Consider the following 18,364-nt stretch of genomic DNA (forward strand, 5'->3'; position numbering starts at 1 on the left):
ATCATACGGAGAAACGCGTGAAGAGCGGGAACAGCCAGGCGGAACAATGGTGGCGCGGCGCGTGCCTTTACGAGGTCTATCTGCGTAGCTTCGCCGATTCCAATGGCGACGGCGAGGGCGATCTGCCCGGCCTGCGCGATCGACTCGACTATATCGCGGCGCTCGGCGTCGACGGCATCTGGATCACGCCGTTCTTCCCCTCGCCGATGTACGATTCGGGCTATGACGTGGCCGACTATCGGAGCGTCGATCCCCGGTTCGGCACGCTCGACGACTTCCGGTCCGTCACGTCACGCGCCCATGAACTTGGCCTGCGCGTGATCATCGATCAGGTCTATTCGCACACCTCCCACCTGCACCCCTGGTTCGTCGAAAGCGCGTCGAGCGCCGACAACCCGAAGGCGGACTGGTATGTGTGGGCCGACCCGAAGCCGGACGGCAGCCTGCCCAACAACTGGCTTGCCCGCTTTGGCGGGGTCGCCTGGGAGTGGAGCGCGAACCGGCGGCAGTACTATCTGCACAACTTCCTGGTCGAGCAACCGGACCTGAACCTTCACAATCGCCAGGTGCAGGACGAGATCCTGGACACGATGCGCTTCTGGGTCGATCAGGGTGTGGACGGCTTCCGGCTCGATGTCGCCAATTTCTACATGCATGATCCGCAGATGCGCGACAATCCGCCGGTGGACGCAGGCGATCGGCCGGCCAATCCCTACTACATGCAGAAACACGTCCATGACCGCTCTCGGCCCGAAAACCTGGCGTTTCTGGAGAGGATGCGGGCGGCGACCGGCGAGCATATGCTGCTCGCCGAGATAAGCTGCGACGACCAGGCCGAGCGGATGGCCGAATACACCGAGCCCGGCCGGCTTCACACCGCCTACAGTTTCGAGCTGCTCGGACCGGTCCTGGACGGGGCACACATCGCCCGGACGGTCGCCACGGCCGGCGCCGGGCAAAGCTGGCCCACCTGGGCTTTTTCCAATCACGATGTCGCGCGGGTCGCCACGCGCTGGAACGCGGTCGGCAATCGAAACCGGGTGAACATGCTGCAGGCGCTGCTGCTGAGCCTTCGCGGAACGGTGATCGTCTATCAGGGCGAGGAACTGGGTCTGGCGCACGGCAACGTTCCGCGTGAAGCGCTGCGGGACCCGGAGGCGGTGCGCTTCTGGCCGCATGGCCGGGGCCGCGACGGTGCGCGCACGCCGATGGCGTGGGACGATACGCCGATGCTCGGCTTTTCGAAGGCGCCCGGCTGGCTGCCGGCCGAGCCCGGTCATGCAGAGCACAGCATTGCGCGGCAGAGCCAGGACCCCTGCTCGAGCCTTGCGCACTGCCGCTCGATGATCGCCCTTCGCAAGGCGACGCCGGCGCTCAAGCTGGGCGAGTTCGAGGTGATCGAGGCGGATGAGACCGGCCTGAGTTTCTGGCGCGTGCACGAGGGCGCGCGAATCCTTTGCAGCTTCAACTTCACCGGGCAGAGCCGTGCAGTTCCCCAGCATGGCCGCAGCCGCGTGCTCGCCGGCGCGTTCGAGGGCGACGGGCTCGCCGCCGACGGCTATGTGATCGCGGAGGCGGCTGCATGAACGAGCCCATTCCGCGCCGGGCTTCGATTCGCGACGTTGCCGCCCATGTCGGCATGTCGGTATCGACGGTCAGCCGTGCGCTGAACGGCTACGCCGATGTCAGCCGCAAGACCCGCGACAAGGTCCGGCAGGCCGCCGATGCTTTGGGCTACCGCGCAAGTTTCGCCGCAGCCACGCTGCGCTCGCGCCAGACCGAGACCATAACGTTCATGGTCTCCAAGCCGTGGACGAAGTTCGTCGATCCCTTCTTCCTCGGCCTGCTCGACGGCGTCGAGATGGTGCTTCAGGCGCAGGGCTTCGACCTTCAGGTCGTCATGGCGCGCGAATATGACAAGGAACTCGACATCATCCGCCGCGCGGTGGAGCGCAACCGTTGCGACGGACTGATCTTCAGCCGGACCCGGCCTCAGGACGAACGGATCGACTACCTTCAGGCGCGCGGCTTTCCCTTCGTCACGATCGGGCAGACCAACCGCAACGATCACGACTGGATCGATCGCGACCATTCGATCATCGCCCGCACGGCCATCGAACGCCTTGCCCGGCTCGGCCACAAGCGCATTGCCTATCTCTCAACGCCGTACCGCTACACCTACTCGCACCATGCGCGTGCGGGCTATCGCAAGGGGCTCGAGGAAGCGGGTTTGCCTCACGATCCGACGCTCGAAGTGGAATGCTTCCTGTCGCGCCGGACGGGCGGCGAAGCGCTGACAGAACTGGTCACGACCGGAGCCGCACCGACGGCCATCTTCTGCGGCAACGACATGATCGCCATCTCCGCCATGGACGCCATGCGGCGCCTCGGTCTGGCGCCGGGCAGGGATATCGCCGTGATCGGCTGCGACGACATGCCCGTCGCCGCCCTGACCGATCCACCACTGACTACCTTCAGCCAGGATCTGGATGCGCTCGGCATGCGGATGGGCCGGATGATCCTTGCCAAGCTGGGCGGCGAGCGCGCGCCCCTTCAGAGCTTCATCGACAGCAAGCTGATCATCCGCGAGAGCGACATGCCACCCATGCCGGAGGGGGTCGGGCAATGAAGGCGGAAGTGCATGACCTGGTCGCCACAAAAGGCAAGCGGCAGCTTACCGAGCTCAATGTCGCGTCGCCCGAGCATGCCGCGGCCGCCGAAGCGGCCGGCATCGAGATCATCGTGTCGGGACGGACGCACCTGCGACAGGCACTGCGTGCCGCCGCGCCCGACACGCATTTCTGCTTCGGGCTCATCTATGGCGACCACGTCAATGCCGACCAGGCCAAGCGCGCCGCCTTCGATGCCCTCGCCGACGGCGCCGATTCGATCTATTGCGCCATGCACTTCGACATTGTCGAGGCGATGGCCCGCGAAGGCATACCCGTTGTCGGACATGTCGGCCTGGTGCCGCAAAAGGCTCGGTGGACAGGCCTGCGCGCGGTCGGCAGGACGGCCGAGGAAGCGATCGGCATCGCCGAGGACGTGCGCCGCTACGAGAATGCCGGCGCCTTTGCCGTGGAGATGGAGGTTGTGCCGCCACCGGTCGCCGAGGCGATCAGCCGGTCGACGCCGCTGGTCGTCATTTCGATGGGGTCGGGACCGGGCTGCGATGTGCAGTATCTGTTCGCCTCGGACATTCTGGGCGAAACGTCCGGCCCCATACCGCGCCATGCTCGGACCTACCGCGACTTCCGCGCCGAATATGATCGCCTGCACAGCGAGCGGATCGCCGCCTTCACCGAATTCCGGCGCGATGTCGATTCCGGCGCTTTTCCAGATGAAAGCGAGACGGTTGTGATGGCGCCGGGCCAATGGGAGCGCTTTGCCGAAGCGCTCGCCGAACGCACGAACTGAGGCGACAATGGCAATTCTCGACCTGATCAAGTTCCCCACCGAACGCGACTACAGCCTGACCGGCCCCGAAGCGCAGCGGGCGATCGAAAACGGTCTGGCCGGCGCCGAATGGTATCGCACGCCGATCGATCGCAAGACGATGAAGGCGCTGATGCGCCGCAGCGACGGCCCGGCCCTGCGCGACACCGCCCTGTGGTTCGCCCTGCTGGCGCTTACCGGCGCGGGCGGCATCGTCCTTTGGGGCTCATGGTGGGCCGTACCCTTCTTCATCGCCTATGGCGTGCTTTACGGCTCGGCCGCCGATTCGCGCTGGCACGAATGCGGCCATCGCACCGCCTTCAAGACCGTCTGGATGAATGATGCGGTCTACCAGATCGCCAGCTTCATGATGATGCGCAATCCGGTGGTCTGGCGGTGGTCGCACACGCGCCACCATACCGACACGATCATCGTCGGCCGCGACCCGGAGATCAGCGGCATGCGGCCGCCGCAGCTGATCGTCATCGGGCTCAACCTGCTCGGTCTTGTAAGCGCCCCGCAGAGCTTCGCCGCGCTGGCGCGCAATGCGATGGGCCGGCTGTCCCCCGACGAGGCCGACTTCGTGCCCGAGAGCGAACGGCCGAAAGCGTACTGGATCGCCCGGGCGCACATGGCGATCTACGCGGCCACGCTGGTCGCCTGTCTGGCGATTGGGTCGATCCTGCCCGCGATGCTGATCGGCCTGCCGCGTCTTTACGGCACATGGCTGCTGCTGGTTCTCGGTCTGCCGCAGCATCTCGGACTGGCCGAAGACGTGCTGGATCATCGTCTGAACGCACGTACCGTCCTGATGAACCCGGTGCTGCGTTTCCTCTATTGGAACATGAACTTCCACATGGAGCACCACATGTACCCCATGGTGCCCTATCACGCGCTGCCGCGCCTGCACGAAGCGGTGAAGCACGATTGCCCGCCGCCCTCGCCCTCGCTCTATGCCGCCTGGCGCGAGATCATTCCCTGCGTGCTGCGGCAATTGCGCGATCCGCACCATTTCATCCGCCCTCAACTGCCCGACGGCGCCGGTCCGGCACGGCAGTCGCCGCCGCTCGCCGCCGAATAGAAACCGACCGACACAGTGGAGAGGACCATGCCCGCAATCGACGCGTGCGCGCTGGACGACATCGAGGAAGAAGACCTGATCCGGTTCGACCATGGCGGCAAGACCTATGCCATCTATCGCATGTTCGGCGAGGAGGTGTTCTGCACCGATGGTCTGTGCACGCATGAACAGGTTCATCTCGAGGATGGACTCGTGATGGACTATGTCATCGAATGTCCGCGCCACAATGGCCGCTTCGACATCCGCACCGGCGCCGCCAAGGGTGCGCCGGCCTGTATCGATCTTGCCACCTACCCGGCCCGCGTCGAAGGCGGACGGGTGATCGTCGAGTTGCCCGCTTGAGTGCGCCGTCGGCGCGCCCCGCCGAGGCCGACGCGCCGTTCCGGCAGGACGGCGGAGCACTCCTGTGCCGCTTCGGCGGCGAGACATTGCGGATTGAACCGTGGGGCGCGGACGCGATCCGCGTCCGCGCCCGGCCTGGCCTTGAGATTGTCGAGCCCCACGTCAGCGCCCTGCTCGATCCCGCGGCACAGGCGCCCGCCGCGATCAGTGTCAGCCCACGCTCGGCCGAGATCACCAATGGCCGCATCAGGGCCGAACTGACCATCGTCGAGCGCTACGGCGCCGATGTGAAACGGGAGGTGGTCATCCGCTTCGTGCGCGCCGATACGGGCGAGGAGCTTCTGGCCGAGACGCGCTCCCATTTCGCCGGCCCGAAAACGCGAAACTTCAAGGCGCTGGCTTCGGGATCATGGAGGCTGGAGACATCGTTCAAGGCCCGCGATGACGAGCATATTTGGGGTCTCGGCCAGCCGCAGCACGGCCGGATGGACCTCAAGGGCACCTCGACGACGCTGCTGCAGCAGAACGCCCACGCCGTCATCCCCTTCGTCGTCTCGTCGCTCGGATATGGTTTCCTCTGGAACAATCCCGCCGTCGGCCGTGCCGAATTCGCCACCAACATCACCCGCTGGACGGCGGAGGCAACGGGGGGGCTCGACTATTGGGTGGTCGCCGGCGACGGCCCGGCCGAGATCGTCCGCGCCTATCACGACGCAACCGGTCATTCGCCCGACATTCCCGATTGGGCGCTCGGTTTCTGGCAGTGCAAGCTGCGCTATCGCAATCAGGGCGAACTGCTCGAGGTGGCGCGCGAGTACAGGCGGCGCGGCCTTCCCCTCGCCTGCATCGTCATCGATTTCTTCCACTGGACCCGCCAGGGCGAATGGCGGTTCGATCCGGCGGACTGGCCCGACCCGAAAGCCATGGTGGACGAACTGCGTGCGATGGGCGTCGAAACCATGGTCTCAATCTGGCCGACCGTGTCGGCAGCCTCCGATCACTACCGCACGATGACCGAACGGGGGCTTTTTCTGACCACCGAGCGCGGCGTGGCGGCGGTCATTCCGTTCCCGGACAAGGATCCGTTTGGTCCGGGTTTCTTCACCTATTACGACGCCTTCAATCCGGAGGCCCGCGACTTCCACTGGGACCTCGTCCGGCGCAACTATCTCGACAATGGCATCGAGCATTTCTGGCTGGATGCGTGCGAGCCGGAGATGCGTCCCGCCCATCCCGAAAATGTCCGCACGGCGCTTGGCAACGGCGCCGAGATGCTATGCGCCTATCCGCTGGCCCACGCGCAGCGCTATCGCCAGGGGCTTGACGCCGAGGGCCGCAACGGCATCCTCCTGTGCCGGTCGGCCTGGGCCGGTTCGCAGCGCCACGGCGTCATCCTGTGGTCAGGCGACGTGTGGTCGGACTGGGAATGGTTCCGCGCACAGATCCCGGCGGGCCTGCATGCGGGCATGGCCGGCATGGGCTGGTGGACCACCGACATCGGTGGCTTCTATGACGGCCATGGCGGCTCGGACGCGTTTCGCGAACTGCTCGTACGCTGGTTCGAATTCGGTGTTTTCTCACCGATCTGTCGCCTGCACGGCTTCCGCGTACCCGAAGGCGTACCGCCGCCCGAAAAGGGCGAGAGGGTCAGCTACGGCCAGGACACGTTCAATATCTTCACCAATACTGGCGGGCCCAACGAGATCTGGTCCTACGGCGCCGAGGTCGAGGGTGTGCTGACCCAATTGCTGCGCGTGCGCGAGGCGCTGCGGCCCTACCTCGCCGATTGTTTCGCCCACTTCGCGCGAACCGGCGATCCGATGATGGCGCCGGTCTTCTACCATTTCCCGCGGCAAACCGACGCCATGGCCGACGCAACGCGCTACATGCTCGGCCCTGACATTCTGGTCGCACCGGTGCTGCATCCCGACGTCAGCGAGATCACCGTGGCCCTGCCCGCCGGCGAAACATGGTTGCACGCCTGGAGCGGTGCGGAACATGCGGGCGGTTCAAGCGTCACGGTGCCATGTCCGTGGGGCCAGTGTCCGGTCTTCGTGCGCAAGGCAGCAGCGGCCCGGTTCGGCGAGGCTTTTCCGATGCTCAAGCAGTCGCAATAGTCCGATCACTCCCTGACCGGTCTGCGACCTATGATGACCGGGCTTCAGAGCAGATCCGGGGGCAGGCTCTTGACGATGTGTTCGCCGATCGGGATCGCGGCCGTCGCCGCCGGCGATGGCGCGTACTTCCGGCGGAGCGCAAGATAACGCGACCGGCTCCAACACGATCATCGCTACGATCGGACCCCTCCCGCCTGGATCGGGAACCCCTTGAACGCCTTGACCTCAGTGAGCATCAGGCTGCTGTTCATTTCCTTGATCCCGGGCAGCCGTCGCAGAACCTTGGCCGAGAGCATTGCATAGCTTTCCAGATCCGCCGTCACGATCTGCAGAAGGAAGTCGGCTGCCCCGGTGATCGAGTAGCAGGCGACGATTTCCGGCACATTCTGGACGGCGCGACCGAACGCCTCGGCCTCGTCGTCCGAATGGGCACCGATCTTGACCGACACGAAGGCGATCAGGCCCAGCCCCAGAGCCGACGGGCTCAGGGATGCCCGATAGCCCACGATGACCGCGTCTTCCTCCAGCCTTTTGACCCGGCGCCAGCACGGCGAAGACGACATCCCGACCCGCTGGGAAAGCTCGGCATTGCTCAGACGCCCGTCCCTCTGCAGTTCGATAAGGATGCGGCGGTCCGGTTCTTCCAGTTTGGTCATGGCAAGATTTTACCTCGATTCAGGCAGTTTCAGGGACAGTCTGCCGACATGGCGCCGTTTCAGGGTGCGAAAGGCATGATCTGCCGCGGCGGCCGTGTCAAGCTGCTCCGAGGGAAAGAGCCTGAAGAGAGGGAGGAGATTTCAGATGAAGACGCACAGCATTGCCGTTGCAGGAAACACGACACTGTTCGTCCGCGACGCCGGCGAGGGGCGTCCGCTCCTGTTCGTGCCGGGCTGGACCTTCGGGCACGACGTGTTCGGAGCCCAGCAGGCCGGCTTGTCGGACAGCCATCGCGTCATCACCTACGATCCGCGCGGGACCGGGCGATCGCCCGCCACGCTGATGGGCAACACCTACGCCCAGCACGGTGACGATCTCGCAGCCCTGATCGAGACGCTGGAGCTGGATGACGTGATCGTCGTGGCCTGGTCCTACGGCTCGAACGCCGCCTACGCCTATCTGCGCGCGCACGGCCATGACCGGATCGGCGGCCTTGCCATTCTCGACGAGTCGCCCAAGCCGATGCGCGATGCCGAGATGGGTTGGGGCGAAGGCAGCGCGGCGGAACTGTCGGCCTATCTGGGCATGCTGCGCGGCGGGCATGCCGAGTTCATGTCCGGCTATGCGCCGACGATGATCTCCCGCGAAACGACGGCCGAAGAGATGGACCGCATTCTCGCCTCAAGCCAGTCGACCGAGCCCCATGTCGCCTGGGCGCTGTTCGCCGACGGCGCGCTCGCCGACTGGCGCGAGGAGGCTCGCGCCATAGCGAGGGCGCGCCCCTACTGGAACGTCGTCAGTGAAGGCCACAAGGACGCGGCATCGGCGTGGCTGTCCGAAAACGCCCCCGCCGGCAAACTGTCGGTCTATCCCAGCCACATGATGTTCTGGGAATTCCCCGACCGGTTCAACCAGGATCTGCGGGCGTTCGCGGCCGAAGGAGGAAACGGCTCTTGATCGCGCCATCCGAGCATCCCGATTTCGACGCCCACGCCGCGGTCTGCTTTCTGCACGATGCCCGCACGGGCGCCAGGGCGATCGTGGCCCTGCATCGGGTCGATCCGACGGGCACGCATCCAAGCGTCGGCGGATGCCGGATGCGGGACTATGAAACCACCGAAGAGGCGCTCGGGGACGTGCTGCGGCTGTCACGCGGCATGAGCAGCAAGTGCGCCGTCACGGGCCTTCCGTTCGGAGGGGCCAAGGCCGTCGTGCTCGGCGTGCCCAAACCCGCCGCCCGACCGTGCGTGCTCGATGCGGTGGCCGGTTTCGTCAACAGCTTCGGCGGCCGGTTTCGCACGGGCGTCGATGTCGGCCTGTCCGCGTCGGACGTCGAGGCGATGCGGACCGCGACACCCTGGATGGTCGGCACCGGGCTGATCCGCCCCGACGCGCTCACCGCTGACGGTGTCTTCGCGACCCTCAAACGCGCCGTGCGGCACCGGCTCGGGCGCGACGATCTCGGCGGAACGACCGTCGGCGTCCAGGGGCTGGGCAAGGTCGGCCTGCGTCTGGCGCGGCTGCTGCTTGACGATGGCGCGCGCGTGCTCGGAGGCGACGTCGACCGGGCCGCCAACGAGGAGGCCGCCGGCATGGGCGTCGAGATCGTCGATCCGGCGAGCCTGATCGGACTCGACATCGAGGTCTTCGCCCCGTGCGCCCTGGGCGGCGTCATCGGGCCGGACACCGTCGGAGCGATCAGGGCCAGCGTGATCGCCGGCTCGGCCAACAACCAGCTTGCGACCGCCGATCTGGGTGACGCGCTCCACGCCAAGGGTATATTCTACGTGCCCGACTATCTTGCCAATGCCGGCGGCCTGATCGCGGTCGCCATGCAGATCGAGGGCCATGACGAGGCCTGGGCGCACAGCCGGGCGGCGGGCCTTGCCGACCGTCTCGACGAGATCGTCGCCACCGCCCGAAGCCTCGATATCTCAATCGCGGCCGCCGCCGGGCGGCTCGCGGCGGAACGGCTCGCATCATGATCGCGCGCGCCGGGCCCGTTGCGTCGATGGCGGCGGCAAACCGCCCTGCCCGTCGGCCGGATCGTTCGTGCTGGATGGAGGAATTGTCGCCATGATCCGTCGAACCTGGCAGGCCGCGATGATCGGCCTTGCCCGCTCCGCAACAGCGAAGCGTTTCATGCAGTCGGCGCGCGCCACATCCTTCCTGCGCGACAAATATGTTGCCGGCGCGGACATCTCGGCTGGAAGCGCCCGCGCCGTCGCCCTGATCAAGGGCCACGGTATCCGCTCGTCCCTGTTCTTCATGGGCGAATATGTCGACGATCCCGCGCTGGTCGCCGAGACCGTCGGGCACAAGCTCACCGCCGCCGAAGCGTTGGCGGCTGCCGATCTGGACATCCATGTCTCCGTCGATCCGACCCAGATCGGGCAGGTCGTCACGCCGGACGAGGTCGAAGGGCACGCACGCACCATCGCCGGGCGCATCGGCGCGCTTGCCGGCAACCGGCAGGGCGTGCACTGCCTGATGCTCGACATGGAGGATGCGAGCGTCACGGATGTGACGATCGCCCTTCACGACACGCTTCAGGATGCCGGCCTGCCGGTGGCGCTGACGCTTCAGGCCTACCGGCGAAGGACATGGGACGACATGGTTCGCCAGGTCGAGCGCGGCAGCCGGATCCGGTTGGTCAAGGGCGCCTTCGCCGCCGGGCCAGACCTGGCGTTCCAGACGCAGCGCGAGATCAAGGCCAATTCCCGGCGTCTGATCGACCTGATGCTGTCGTCAGAAGCGCGCGAACGTGGCTTCTATCCCATCATCGCCACCCACGACACGGCCCTGCACGAGCACGCCATCGCCGCCGCGCGGCACAATGGCTGGGAGCCGGGGACCTACGAGTTCGAGATGCTGCTGGGCGTGCGCGAGGACGTCGCCCGCGACCTTGCGGCGAGAGGCGAACGGGTCCGGCTCTATGTGCCCTTCGGCCGCGACTGGTGGCCCCACGCGGTGCGCCGAATTGGCGAGAACCCGCGAAACGCGGTCCTGCTCGCCCGCTCGCTCGTCACCTGATCAATGGAGGAGCCGATGGCAAACGGTCACCAGCACCTTCTGCAATACGCCCTTGATGACCGCTATGACCGGACCGACGGCCGGGTCTTCCTGACAGGCACCCAGGCGCTCGTGCGGATCGTGCTCGATCAGGCGCGCCGCGACCGCGCCGCCGGCCTGAACACGGCCGGGTTCGTCTCGGGCTATCGCGGCTCGCCCCTGGGCGGTCTGGACAGGGAGCTGTGGTCGCAGAAGAACAGGCTGGACGATGCGAACATCCGGTTCCTGCCCGCCATCAACGAGGACCTTGGAGCCACGGCCCTTCTGGGCGCGCAGCAGGCCGCGCTCGATCCGCACAGCACCGTCGAGGGCGTGTTCGGCCTCTGGTACGGCAAGGGGCCGGGCGTCGACCGGTCCGGCGACGCGCTCCGACATGGCAATGCCTATGGCTCGCACCCGAAGGGCGGCGTGCTGGTCGTCGCCGGAGACGATCATGGATGCGTATCCTCGTCCATGCCGCACCAGTCGGACGTGGCCTTCATGTCCTGGTTCATGCCGACGCTGAACCCGGCTTCGGTGGCCGAGTACCCGGCCTTCGGTCAATGGGGCTACGCGCTCAGCCGCTTCGCCGGCGTCTGGTCCGGTTTCAAGGCGATATCGGAAACGGTGGAGTCCGGCGCCTCGGTGGAATTGACACCCGATCGCGTGTTCACCACGCCGGCGTTCGAGGCCCCGCCCGGAGGTCTGCACATCCGCCTTGCGGACCTTCCCTCGACCGAGATCGAGACACGGATCGCCCACAAGCTGCGCGCCGTGCAGGTCTTTGCCGAGGCGAACCCGATCGACCGTGCCCTTTACGGCCTTGCGGACGCGCCGTTCGGCATCGTCACCACGGGCAAGGCGTTCGGCGACACGATGGAAGCGCTACGCCTGCTTGGCGTGAGCGAAGCGGTGTGCCGCGCGCGCGGGATCGACCTTTACAAGGTGGGCATGGTCTGGCCGCTGGCACGGCGCGACGCGCTGCGCTTCGTGCAGGGCAAGCGCGAGGTGCTGGTGATCGAGGAAAAGCGCGGCATCATCGAAAGCCAGCTCAAGGAGGCCTTCTACGATCTGCCCGGCGCCACGCCCGAGCGCATGGTGGGCAAGCATGACGAGACGATGGCGCCGCTCGTTCCCTGGACGGGCGAACTGTCGCCGCTGTCTCTCGCCCCGATCCTCGCCGCCCGGCTGGCTCCCTTCGTGCCCGATCTCGACCTGCCCGCGCGGGCGCAAGCCCTGACCGCGCAACCGCCGCGCCTGCTCGACGTGAAGGGCGCGACCCGCACGCCCTATTTCTGCTCGGGCTGTCCGCACAACACGTCGACCAAGGTGCCCGAAGGCTCGCAGGCCGCCTCGGGCATTGGCTGTCACGTCATGGCGTCATGGATGAACCGGCGCACGGCCGGCTTCGCGCAGATGGGCGGCGAAGGCGTTCCGTGGATCGCCACGTCGATGTTCAACGGCGGTCGGCATCTGTTTCAGAACATCGGCGAGGGAACCTGGTACCATTCGGGGTCGCTGGCCATTCGGCAGGCCGTGGCGGCAAAGGCCAACATCACCTTCAAGATCCTCTACAACGACGCCGTCGCCATGACCGGCGGCCAGCCCGTCGACGGTCCGGCCAGCCCGGCCGCCATCGCGCGCAGCTGCCGGGCCGAGGGCGTCTCGCGGATCGCCCTTGTCACCGAAGACCTGGCGCGCATCGACCGCGCCGCGTTCCCCGGCGGCACCACCTTTCATCACCGCACCGAACTCGATGCCGTTCAGCGCGAACTCCGCGACATGTCCGGCGTGACGGTGATCGTCTACGACCAGGTCTGCGCCACCGAGGCGCGCCGCCGCCGCAAACGCGGCGAGGCGCCCACGCCCAGCCGCACCGTCGTCATCAACGAGGCGGTCTGCGAGGGCTGCGGCGACTGCTCGGTGGAATCGAACTGCCTGAGCGTCGAACCGGTCGAAACCGAATATGGCCGCAAGCGCCGGATCAACCAGGCCTCGTGCAACAAGGACTATTCGTGCCTTCAGGGCTTCTGCCCGTCCTTCGTGACCATCGAAGGCGCGACATTGCGCAAGCGGCAATCCGATCACGACGCGGCCGCGCTTGCCGCCGGTCTGCCGCTGCCCGATCCGGTCGACCTCGACCGCCCCTGGAACCTGCTGGTGGCGGGAGTCGGCGGCACCGGCGTGGTAACGGTCGGCGCGCTCGTCTCCATGGCCGCGCACCTGGAGGGGCTGGCCGCGAGCGTTCTCGACTTCACCGGGTTCGCCCAGAAGTTCGGCACGGTCCTCGGCCACGTCCGGCTCGCCCGGTCAGGCGCGGACCTGCATCAGGTCCGGATCGAAAGGGGATCGGCGGACGCGGTGATCGCGTGCGATGCGGTCGTCGCCTCGGCGCCGCAGGCCTCCGCCCACTATCACCAGGGAACGAAGGTGGCGCTCAGCGTGTCGGAAATGCCGACCGGCGATCTCGTGCTGGACCGCGACGCCGATCTGCGCGTCGACGATCGGGCGGCCGCCATCGCCCAGGCCGTCGGTTCGCGCAACCTCGCCACGGTCGACGCGAACGCCGCCTCGGAACGCCTGATGGGCGATCCGGTCTATGCCAACGTCGTGATGCTCGGCTTTGCCTGGCAACGCGGAATGGTGCCGGTGTCGCTCGACGCGCTCGATCGGGCCATCGAACTCAACGGGGTGGCGGTCGAGAACAATCGCCGCGCATTCGCGCTCGGCCGGGTCATGGCCCATGACCCCAATGCGCTTGGTGGAAAACCGGACGATGCAGACCGGGCTCCCCGAACGCTCGACGACCTGCTGACGGCCCGCGAAGCCGATCTGCGCGCCTGGGGCGGGAAGGCGCCGGCAAGACGGTTCCGCGCGACGATCGACCGGTTTCGCACCGCGATCGCGGACGAGGCGATCGCCGAGACGGCGGCGCGCTCGCTCTATCGGCTGATGGCCTACAAGGACGAATACGAGGTCGCGCGCCTGCACGCCGACCCCGCATTCAAGGCCAGGCTCGCGACCATGTTCGAGGGAGAGGTCCGCCCGACCTATCACCTCGCGCCGCCGATCCTCGCTCACGCGGTCGATCACAGGGGGCGGCCGCTCAAGCGCAGCTTCGGCCCCTGGATGGGCCGTGTGTTCGCCGTGCTCGCCCGCATGCGCCATTTGCGCGGAACACCCCTCGACCCGTTCCGCCATCAGGCCGACCGCCGGCTGGATCGCGATCTTGTCGATTGGTTCGAAACGGTCCTGCGCGAACTGCCCGGCAAGGACATGCCCGCCGACCAGAAGCTTCGCATCGCCGCGTCCGCCCAGGACATCAGGGGCTACGGGCCGGTGCGCGAAGAAGCCGCCGACAAGGTGCGTGCCGAGATCGACCGGGCGATGGGGCATGTAGGCTGTCCGCGGTAGGTGTCAGCTGAATGATCCGCTGGCATCCCGCCGCTCTGGAACCTCTCCTGATTGCCGCAGTAAACCAAAGGCCGGATATCGCTTGCAAACTGCAGCTGAACCGAGATCTGACAAGAGAAGGCTACGGCCGATTTTACTATCCAAAAGGCGGCTCGCGATGGGTCGCTTTGCCGAAGAGTCTCGCGTTGCGCATTCCTTGCGATCGAGCCGGCCTGGTCGTGATATCCGTCCGACGGACATGGACAGACCATCAACGCCGGCCGCACAAAGCATTCACCCCGTGCGGCGGCAGACGGAGGTTGACAATCAGATGTCCTGAGTGGCAGCGCTGATCAGATGGTCAGAATTTGCGCTGTCTCAGGTCGGGCTCAGTCGGCAGACAAGTTCCCGTAGCGAGCACCAGAATACGGAGTTCGATTGAATTGAAGAACCATATCAATCTGCACGTTGCCTCCCGCAAGAAAAGCATGGCGCACATACTTCACACAGCAGCAGCCGTATTCGCCAGACGTGGGTTTGAGGGCGCTACTACAGGCGAGATTGCCGAGAAGGCGGGCGTCGCCAAGGCTACCATTCACTACTACTTCGAGACCAAGGAAGGTCTCTACACGAGCGTCCTCGACCAGGTGTTGAGCGACTGGGCGGCCGCCATGAGCGAGATAGATGTGGCGTCCGGACCGATGCAGGCCCTCAGCCGCTACATTCGCTGGAAAATCGACTACTCGCGACGCGAACCGGACTTGACGCGGGTTTGGGCTATGGAGGTTATCTCCGGCGCACCGCACGTCCAAACCTTCTTGCACGAGAAGGTCAGACGCTTGGTCGAGCAGAAGGGGCATGTTGTCAAGTCTTGGATCGCCGATGACAAGATGGACCCCATCGACCCCGCTCATCTATTCTTCATGCTTTGGGCGTTGACTCAGACCTATGCCGAGTGTGAGGCGCAGATCACTGTCGTCCTCAACAAGGACGCGTTGGACGAAGACGATTTTCAAACCGCGAACGCGGTCATTTCTCGGGTTCTTCTCAAGGGGCTGGGCATCACCAGCGCGGCGTAGGCCACGACGATCACTTCTCATCATCAGATGTGCTACCCTTGCGTTGGCGCGACCGAGACCACGTTCGCCAGCACGGCTCCTTCGCTGGTTAACGGTTGATGCCTCATCATTGAACACGCTCTGGGCGCGGCACGAATGTAGCCAACACTTTGAACGGCAATGCCGGCCTCATGAAAAAGCGCCGCCACTCAGTTACTGAGTTCGGCTACGTCGTCGGGTGGTGTGCAGACTTCGTTGAGCATCGTCCGGTGCCTCGGCCTGAGACGAAATCGTCATGTCGGCTCAGCCGGTCATTGTGCGATCGGACGATCCATCGGTCGGCACTTTTCGAGCGCGACACATCTCGTTGCGACATTGCGTGCTTCGCGATTGGCGGGGCGGCGCGCCGATCAATTGCGGGCTGCATCTCGTCGTCGATGATAGAGCCGGAAGACCGGCCTTGACGATCATCACTTGACCGATTGACATTTTGGTGACCAGATGATCAGATATTACTGATTAAAAGGTCAGCCTCCTCGTCAGGAGTGCTGAGAGGAGGAATTCCGGTGGATCTGATCGTCAAGAATGCCACTCTTCAAGATGGATCGACTGGGATCGACATTGCGTGCAGCAATGGCATGATTGTCGCCGTTGAACCCAATATCGACGCAGAGGCAGGCGAGATTATCGACGCGAGTGGTCGGCTTGTGGTGCCGCCCTTCGTCGACGCCCACTGGCATCTCGACGCAGCCTTGCTGCATGGCGACCCCTACGTCTGCGAGACCGGCCTTCTCTACGAGGGCATCAATGCATGGCTGGAGCTGAAGGCCGAGGCGACCGTTGCGTCCTACAAGGAGAGAATGCGACAGGCGCTGGCATGGGCCGTGGCGAACGGATTGCTTCATATTCGTTGCCAGACCGACATTTGCGATCTGCAACTAAGGCAGGTGCAGGCGCTGGTCGAATTGCGCGACGAACTCCGCGACCTGATCGATCTTCAGCTCGTCGCATTCCCGCAGGACGGCTATCTTCGTGATCCAAACGCCAGGTCACTTATGACGCGTGCCCTTGATATGGGGCTTGATGTCGTCGGCGGTATTCCGGATTACGAACTCACCGCAGAGATCGGTTTCGAGTCGGTTAAGCAGCTTTGCGAGCTCGCCAACGAACGGAACTTGATGGTCGACATGCATGTCGACCAAACGCCAGATCCAAACTCACGCCAGATCGAGGCTGTCGCCCATCAGGCAATCAGGTTGGGTATGGGCGCCCGCGTGAGTGCCTCTCATTGCGTGTCGATGAAGAACTTTGCCGACTACTACGCCGACAAGCTGATCGCGCAGATCGCACAAGCGGAAATGAACGTCTGCGTGCAGCCCATGACGGCGGCCACGTGCTGGGGCGTCATGACACGCGTCAACGAACTTTATGATGCGGGTGTGAACGTGGCCTTCGGTCAAGATAGCGTGATGGATCCGTGGTTTCCGTTCGGCAAATGCGACATGTTGGACGTAGCACACATGGCCATCGTCTACGGTCGACTGATGTCCGAGAAGAAGAAGGCAAGGGTCTTCGACAGCATTACCTATGGCGGCGCACGTGCGCTCCAGGTCGAGGGCTACGGCATTGCGAACAATATGAACGCCGACATGGTCGTACTACAGGCTGCCGACCCCATGGAGGCCATAAGGATACGTGCGACCCGGCTCGCCGTTATCCGCCGGGGAAAGGTGATCGCCCGTCAAAACGAACAGCGCGCTTCCGTGATGCTCGGGGATAGGACGATTGAGATCGACTTCACGCGCGAAGGCGTCAAGCGATCGGGAGGGCTATCGGTGCAGCGGGCCGGATGCGGTCATGGCCACTAGGTCACCTCGACCCATCGGTTGGGAGCGTGGAATGACACGAAGCCGGGCAGGCTCAGGCTTGGGACAGCGGGAAGCACGACGTACCGTGAACTTGCCTGCGCAGTACGCGGAGCCGATCCCGACCATACCGTGCACAACGCGCGATCATGTCCTCGATGGCGTTGAGGACTCCATTTTTTTTCCGCAGGCCGGCGGGGTCGTGACCACAAGCTCAAGGTTTACAGGGGCCGTCGTCCTTCCAATAGGCCATGAAACCCGTCCGATACCGGCTGCACGACAGTTCAGGGTGCATGCCCCGACTTCTTTGACATTGCACATCGACCCAACGAGGACGAGCACATGATGAGAGAAACAATCAAATTGGAGCGCCGTTCCCTTCTGCAGGCCGCGGGAGTTGCAGGGGCATTGGCAATGCTGCCTAGACGGGCTCGTTCTCAGGCCAGGATCAAAGTGGCGGCCGTTTATTCCGCGCCCGTCGAGCAGCAATGGGTGAGCCGTCAGCACAAGGCCGCCAATGCAGCCCAAGACCGCGGCGACATCGATTACGTATTCACCGAAAACGTCAACAACTCTGACTATGAGCGCGTTTTGAGGGAATACGCTGAAGCCGGACATGACTTGATCGTAGGAGAGTCCTTCGGCAAGGAGGAGAATGCACGAGACGTCGCTCGAAGCTATTCCGACGTGGCGTTTCTGATGGGATCTAGCTTCAAGGAAGACCCAAGCGTCCCCAACTTCGCTGTCTTCGACAATTATATTCAGGACGCATCCTACCTTACCGGATTGATCGCGGGCGCGATGTCGAAGAGCAGGAACTTCGGCTTGGTTGGCGGCTATCCGATCCCTGAAGTCAACCGGTTGATGCACGCCTTTATGCAGGGAGCTCGCGAATGGTCAGGCGACGATTCTCGGTTCCAGGTCGCCTTTATCGGGTCATGGTACGATCCGCCCAAGGCAAAAGAGGCCGCCTTCGCGCAGATCGATGCCGGTGCCGATATGATGTATGCTGAAAGGTTTGGCGTGTCCGATGCGGCACGGGAGCGTGGCGTGCTGGCGATCGGCAACGTAATCGATACGCAGGATGATTACCCGGAAACTGTGGTTGCGTCGGCGATCTGGCACTTCGAGCCGACGCTGGACAAGGCGATCAAGGAGGTTAAGGCCGGCACGTTCAAGGCCGAAGACTATGGGGTCTACTCCTTCATGAAGCATGGTGGTTGTTCGCTTGCCCCGCTCGGCACCTTCGAGGACAAAGTGCCCGGTGAGGTCATGGAGTTGGTTCGCGCGCGGATCGAGGCGATCAAGGCAGGAGAATTCGTCGTGCCGATAAACGACGAAGTGCCAAGGTCCAATTAATGGGGT

Annotated in this window: 14 protein-coding genes; 13 read left to right on the plus strand and 1 reads right to left on the minus strand. The window is 64.8% G+C overall.

What is annotated here, in order from left to right:
* Window positions 1–17 precede the first annotated feature (17 nt).
* The 6 genes from E0E05_RS15335 to E0E05_RS15360 are packed head-to-tail and all read left to right on the plus strand — an operon-like array spanning window position 18 to window position 6,975.
* Window positions 18–1,586, plus strand: coding sequence for an alpha-glucosidase (locus tag E0E05_RS15335; protein ID WP_210215724.1), 1,569 nt, complete (start codon window positions 18–20; stop codon window positions 1,584–1,586).
* Window positions 1,583–2,629: a LacI family DNA-binding transcriptional regulator gene (locus E0E05_RS15340; protein WP_131617502.1), complete on the plus strand. Its 1,047-nt coding sequence runs from the start codon at window positions 1,583–1,585 to the stop codon at window positions 2,627–2,629. Before E0E05_RS15335 ends, E0E05_RS15340 begins: the two co-directional genes overlap by 4 nt.
* Window positions 2,626–3,417 carry a 3-methyl-2-oxobutanoate hydroxymethyltransferase gene (locus E0E05_RS15345; protein ID WP_131617503.1) on the plus strand — a complete coding sequence of 264 codons (792 nt, stop codon included), beginning with the start codon at window positions 2,626–2,628 and terminating at the stop codon, window positions 3,415–3,417. Before E0E05_RS15340 ends, E0E05_RS15345 begins: the two co-directional genes overlap by 4 nt.
* A gap of 7 nt (window positions 3,418–3,424) precedes the next feature.
* Window positions 3,425–4,516 carry a fatty acid desaturase family protein gene (locus E0E05_RS15350; protein ID WP_244597775.1) on the plus strand — a complete coding sequence of 364 codons (1,092 nt, stop codon included), beginning with the start codon at window positions 3,425–3,427 and terminating at the stop codon, window positions 4,514–4,516.
* A gap of 27 nt (window positions 4,517–4,543) precedes the next feature.
* A complete protein-coding gene (locus tag E0E05_RS15355) occupies window positions 4,544–4,858 on the plus strand; it encodes a MocE family 2Fe-2S type ferredoxin (RefSeq protein ID WP_131617504.1) in 315 nt (104 codons plus the stop codon).
* A complete protein-coding gene (locus E0E05_RS15360; protein ID WP_192900482.1) occupies window positions 4,855–6,975 on the plus strand; it encodes a glycoside hydrolase family 31 protein in 2,121 nt (706 codons plus the stop codon). Before E0E05_RS15355 ends, E0E05_RS15360 begins: the two co-directional genes overlap by 4 nt.
* Window positions 6,976–7,148: 173 nt before the next feature.
* Here the strand turns inward: E0E05_RS15360 and E0E05_RS15365 are convergent, their stop codons facing one another.
* Window positions 7,149–7,631 carry an Lrp/AsnC family transcriptional regulator gene (locus tag E0E05_RS15365; RefSeq protein WP_131617506.1) on the minus strand — a complete coding sequence of 161 codons (483 nt, stop codon included), beginning with the start codon at window positions 7,629–7,631 and terminating at the stop codon, window positions 7,149–7,151.
* 145 nt (window positions 7,632–7,776) lie between these two features.
* Here E0E05_RS15365 and E0E05_RS15370 point away from each other — a divergent pair, with 145 nt between their 5' ends.
* The 7 genes from E0E05_RS15370 (at window position 7,777) to E0E05_RS15400 (ending at window position 18,358) form a co-directional block, all read left to right on the plus strand.
* Window positions 7,777–8,589: an alpha/beta fold hydrolase gene (locus E0E05_RS15370; RefSeq protein ID WP_131617507.1), complete on the plus strand. Its 813-nt coding sequence runs from the start codon at window positions 7,777–7,779 to the stop codon at window positions 8,587–8,589.
* Window positions 8,586–9,617, plus strand: coding sequence for a Glu/Leu/Phe/Val dehydrogenase family protein (locus tag E0E05_RS15375; RefSeq protein WP_131617508.1), 1,032 nt, complete (start codon window positions 8,586–8,588; stop codon window positions 9,615–9,617). Before E0E05_RS15370 ends, E0E05_RS15375 begins: the two co-directional genes overlap by 4 nt.
* 91 nt (window positions 9,618–9,708) lie before the next feature.
* Window positions 9,709–10,665 (plus strand): proline dehydrogenase family protein, encoded by a 957-nt coding sequence (locus E0E05_RS15380; protein WP_131617509.1) that lies wholly within the window; start codon window positions 9,709–9,711, stop codon window positions 10,663–10,665.
* A gap of 15 nt (window positions 10,666–10,680) precedes the next feature.
* Entirely contained in the window at window positions 10,681–14,097 is a 3,417-nt protein-coding gene (locus E0E05_RS15385) for an indolepyruvate ferredoxin oxidoreductase family protein (protein WP_131617510.1), read from the plus strand.
* 422 nt (window positions 14,098–14,519) lie between these two features.
* Entirely contained in the window at window positions 14,520–15,155 is a 636-nt protein-coding gene (locus tag E0E05_RS15390) for a TetR/AcrR family transcriptional regulator (RefSeq protein WP_131617511.1), read from the plus strand.
* 545 nt (window positions 15,156–15,700) lie between these two features.
* Window positions 15,701–17,002: a cytosine deaminase gene (locus E0E05_RS15395; RefSeq protein WP_244597777.1), complete on the plus strand. Its 1,302-nt coding sequence runs from the start codon at window positions 15,701–15,703 to the stop codon at window positions 17,000–17,002.
* Between the two features lie 342 nt (window positions 17,003–17,344).
* Window positions 17,345–18,358 carry a BMP family protein gene (locus tag E0E05_RS15400; protein WP_192900480.1) on the plus strand — a complete coding sequence of 338 codons (1,014 nt, stop codon included), beginning with the start codon at window positions 17,345–17,347 and terminating at the stop codon, window positions 18,356–18,358.
* The last annotated feature ends 6 nt before the right edge of the window (window positions 18,359–18,364 follow it).

It is taken from the genome of Roseitalea porphyridii (assembly GCF_004331955.1).
GTDB lineage: Bacteria > Pseudomonadota > Alphaproteobacteria > Rhizobiales > Rhizobiaceae > Roseitalea > Roseitalea porphyridii.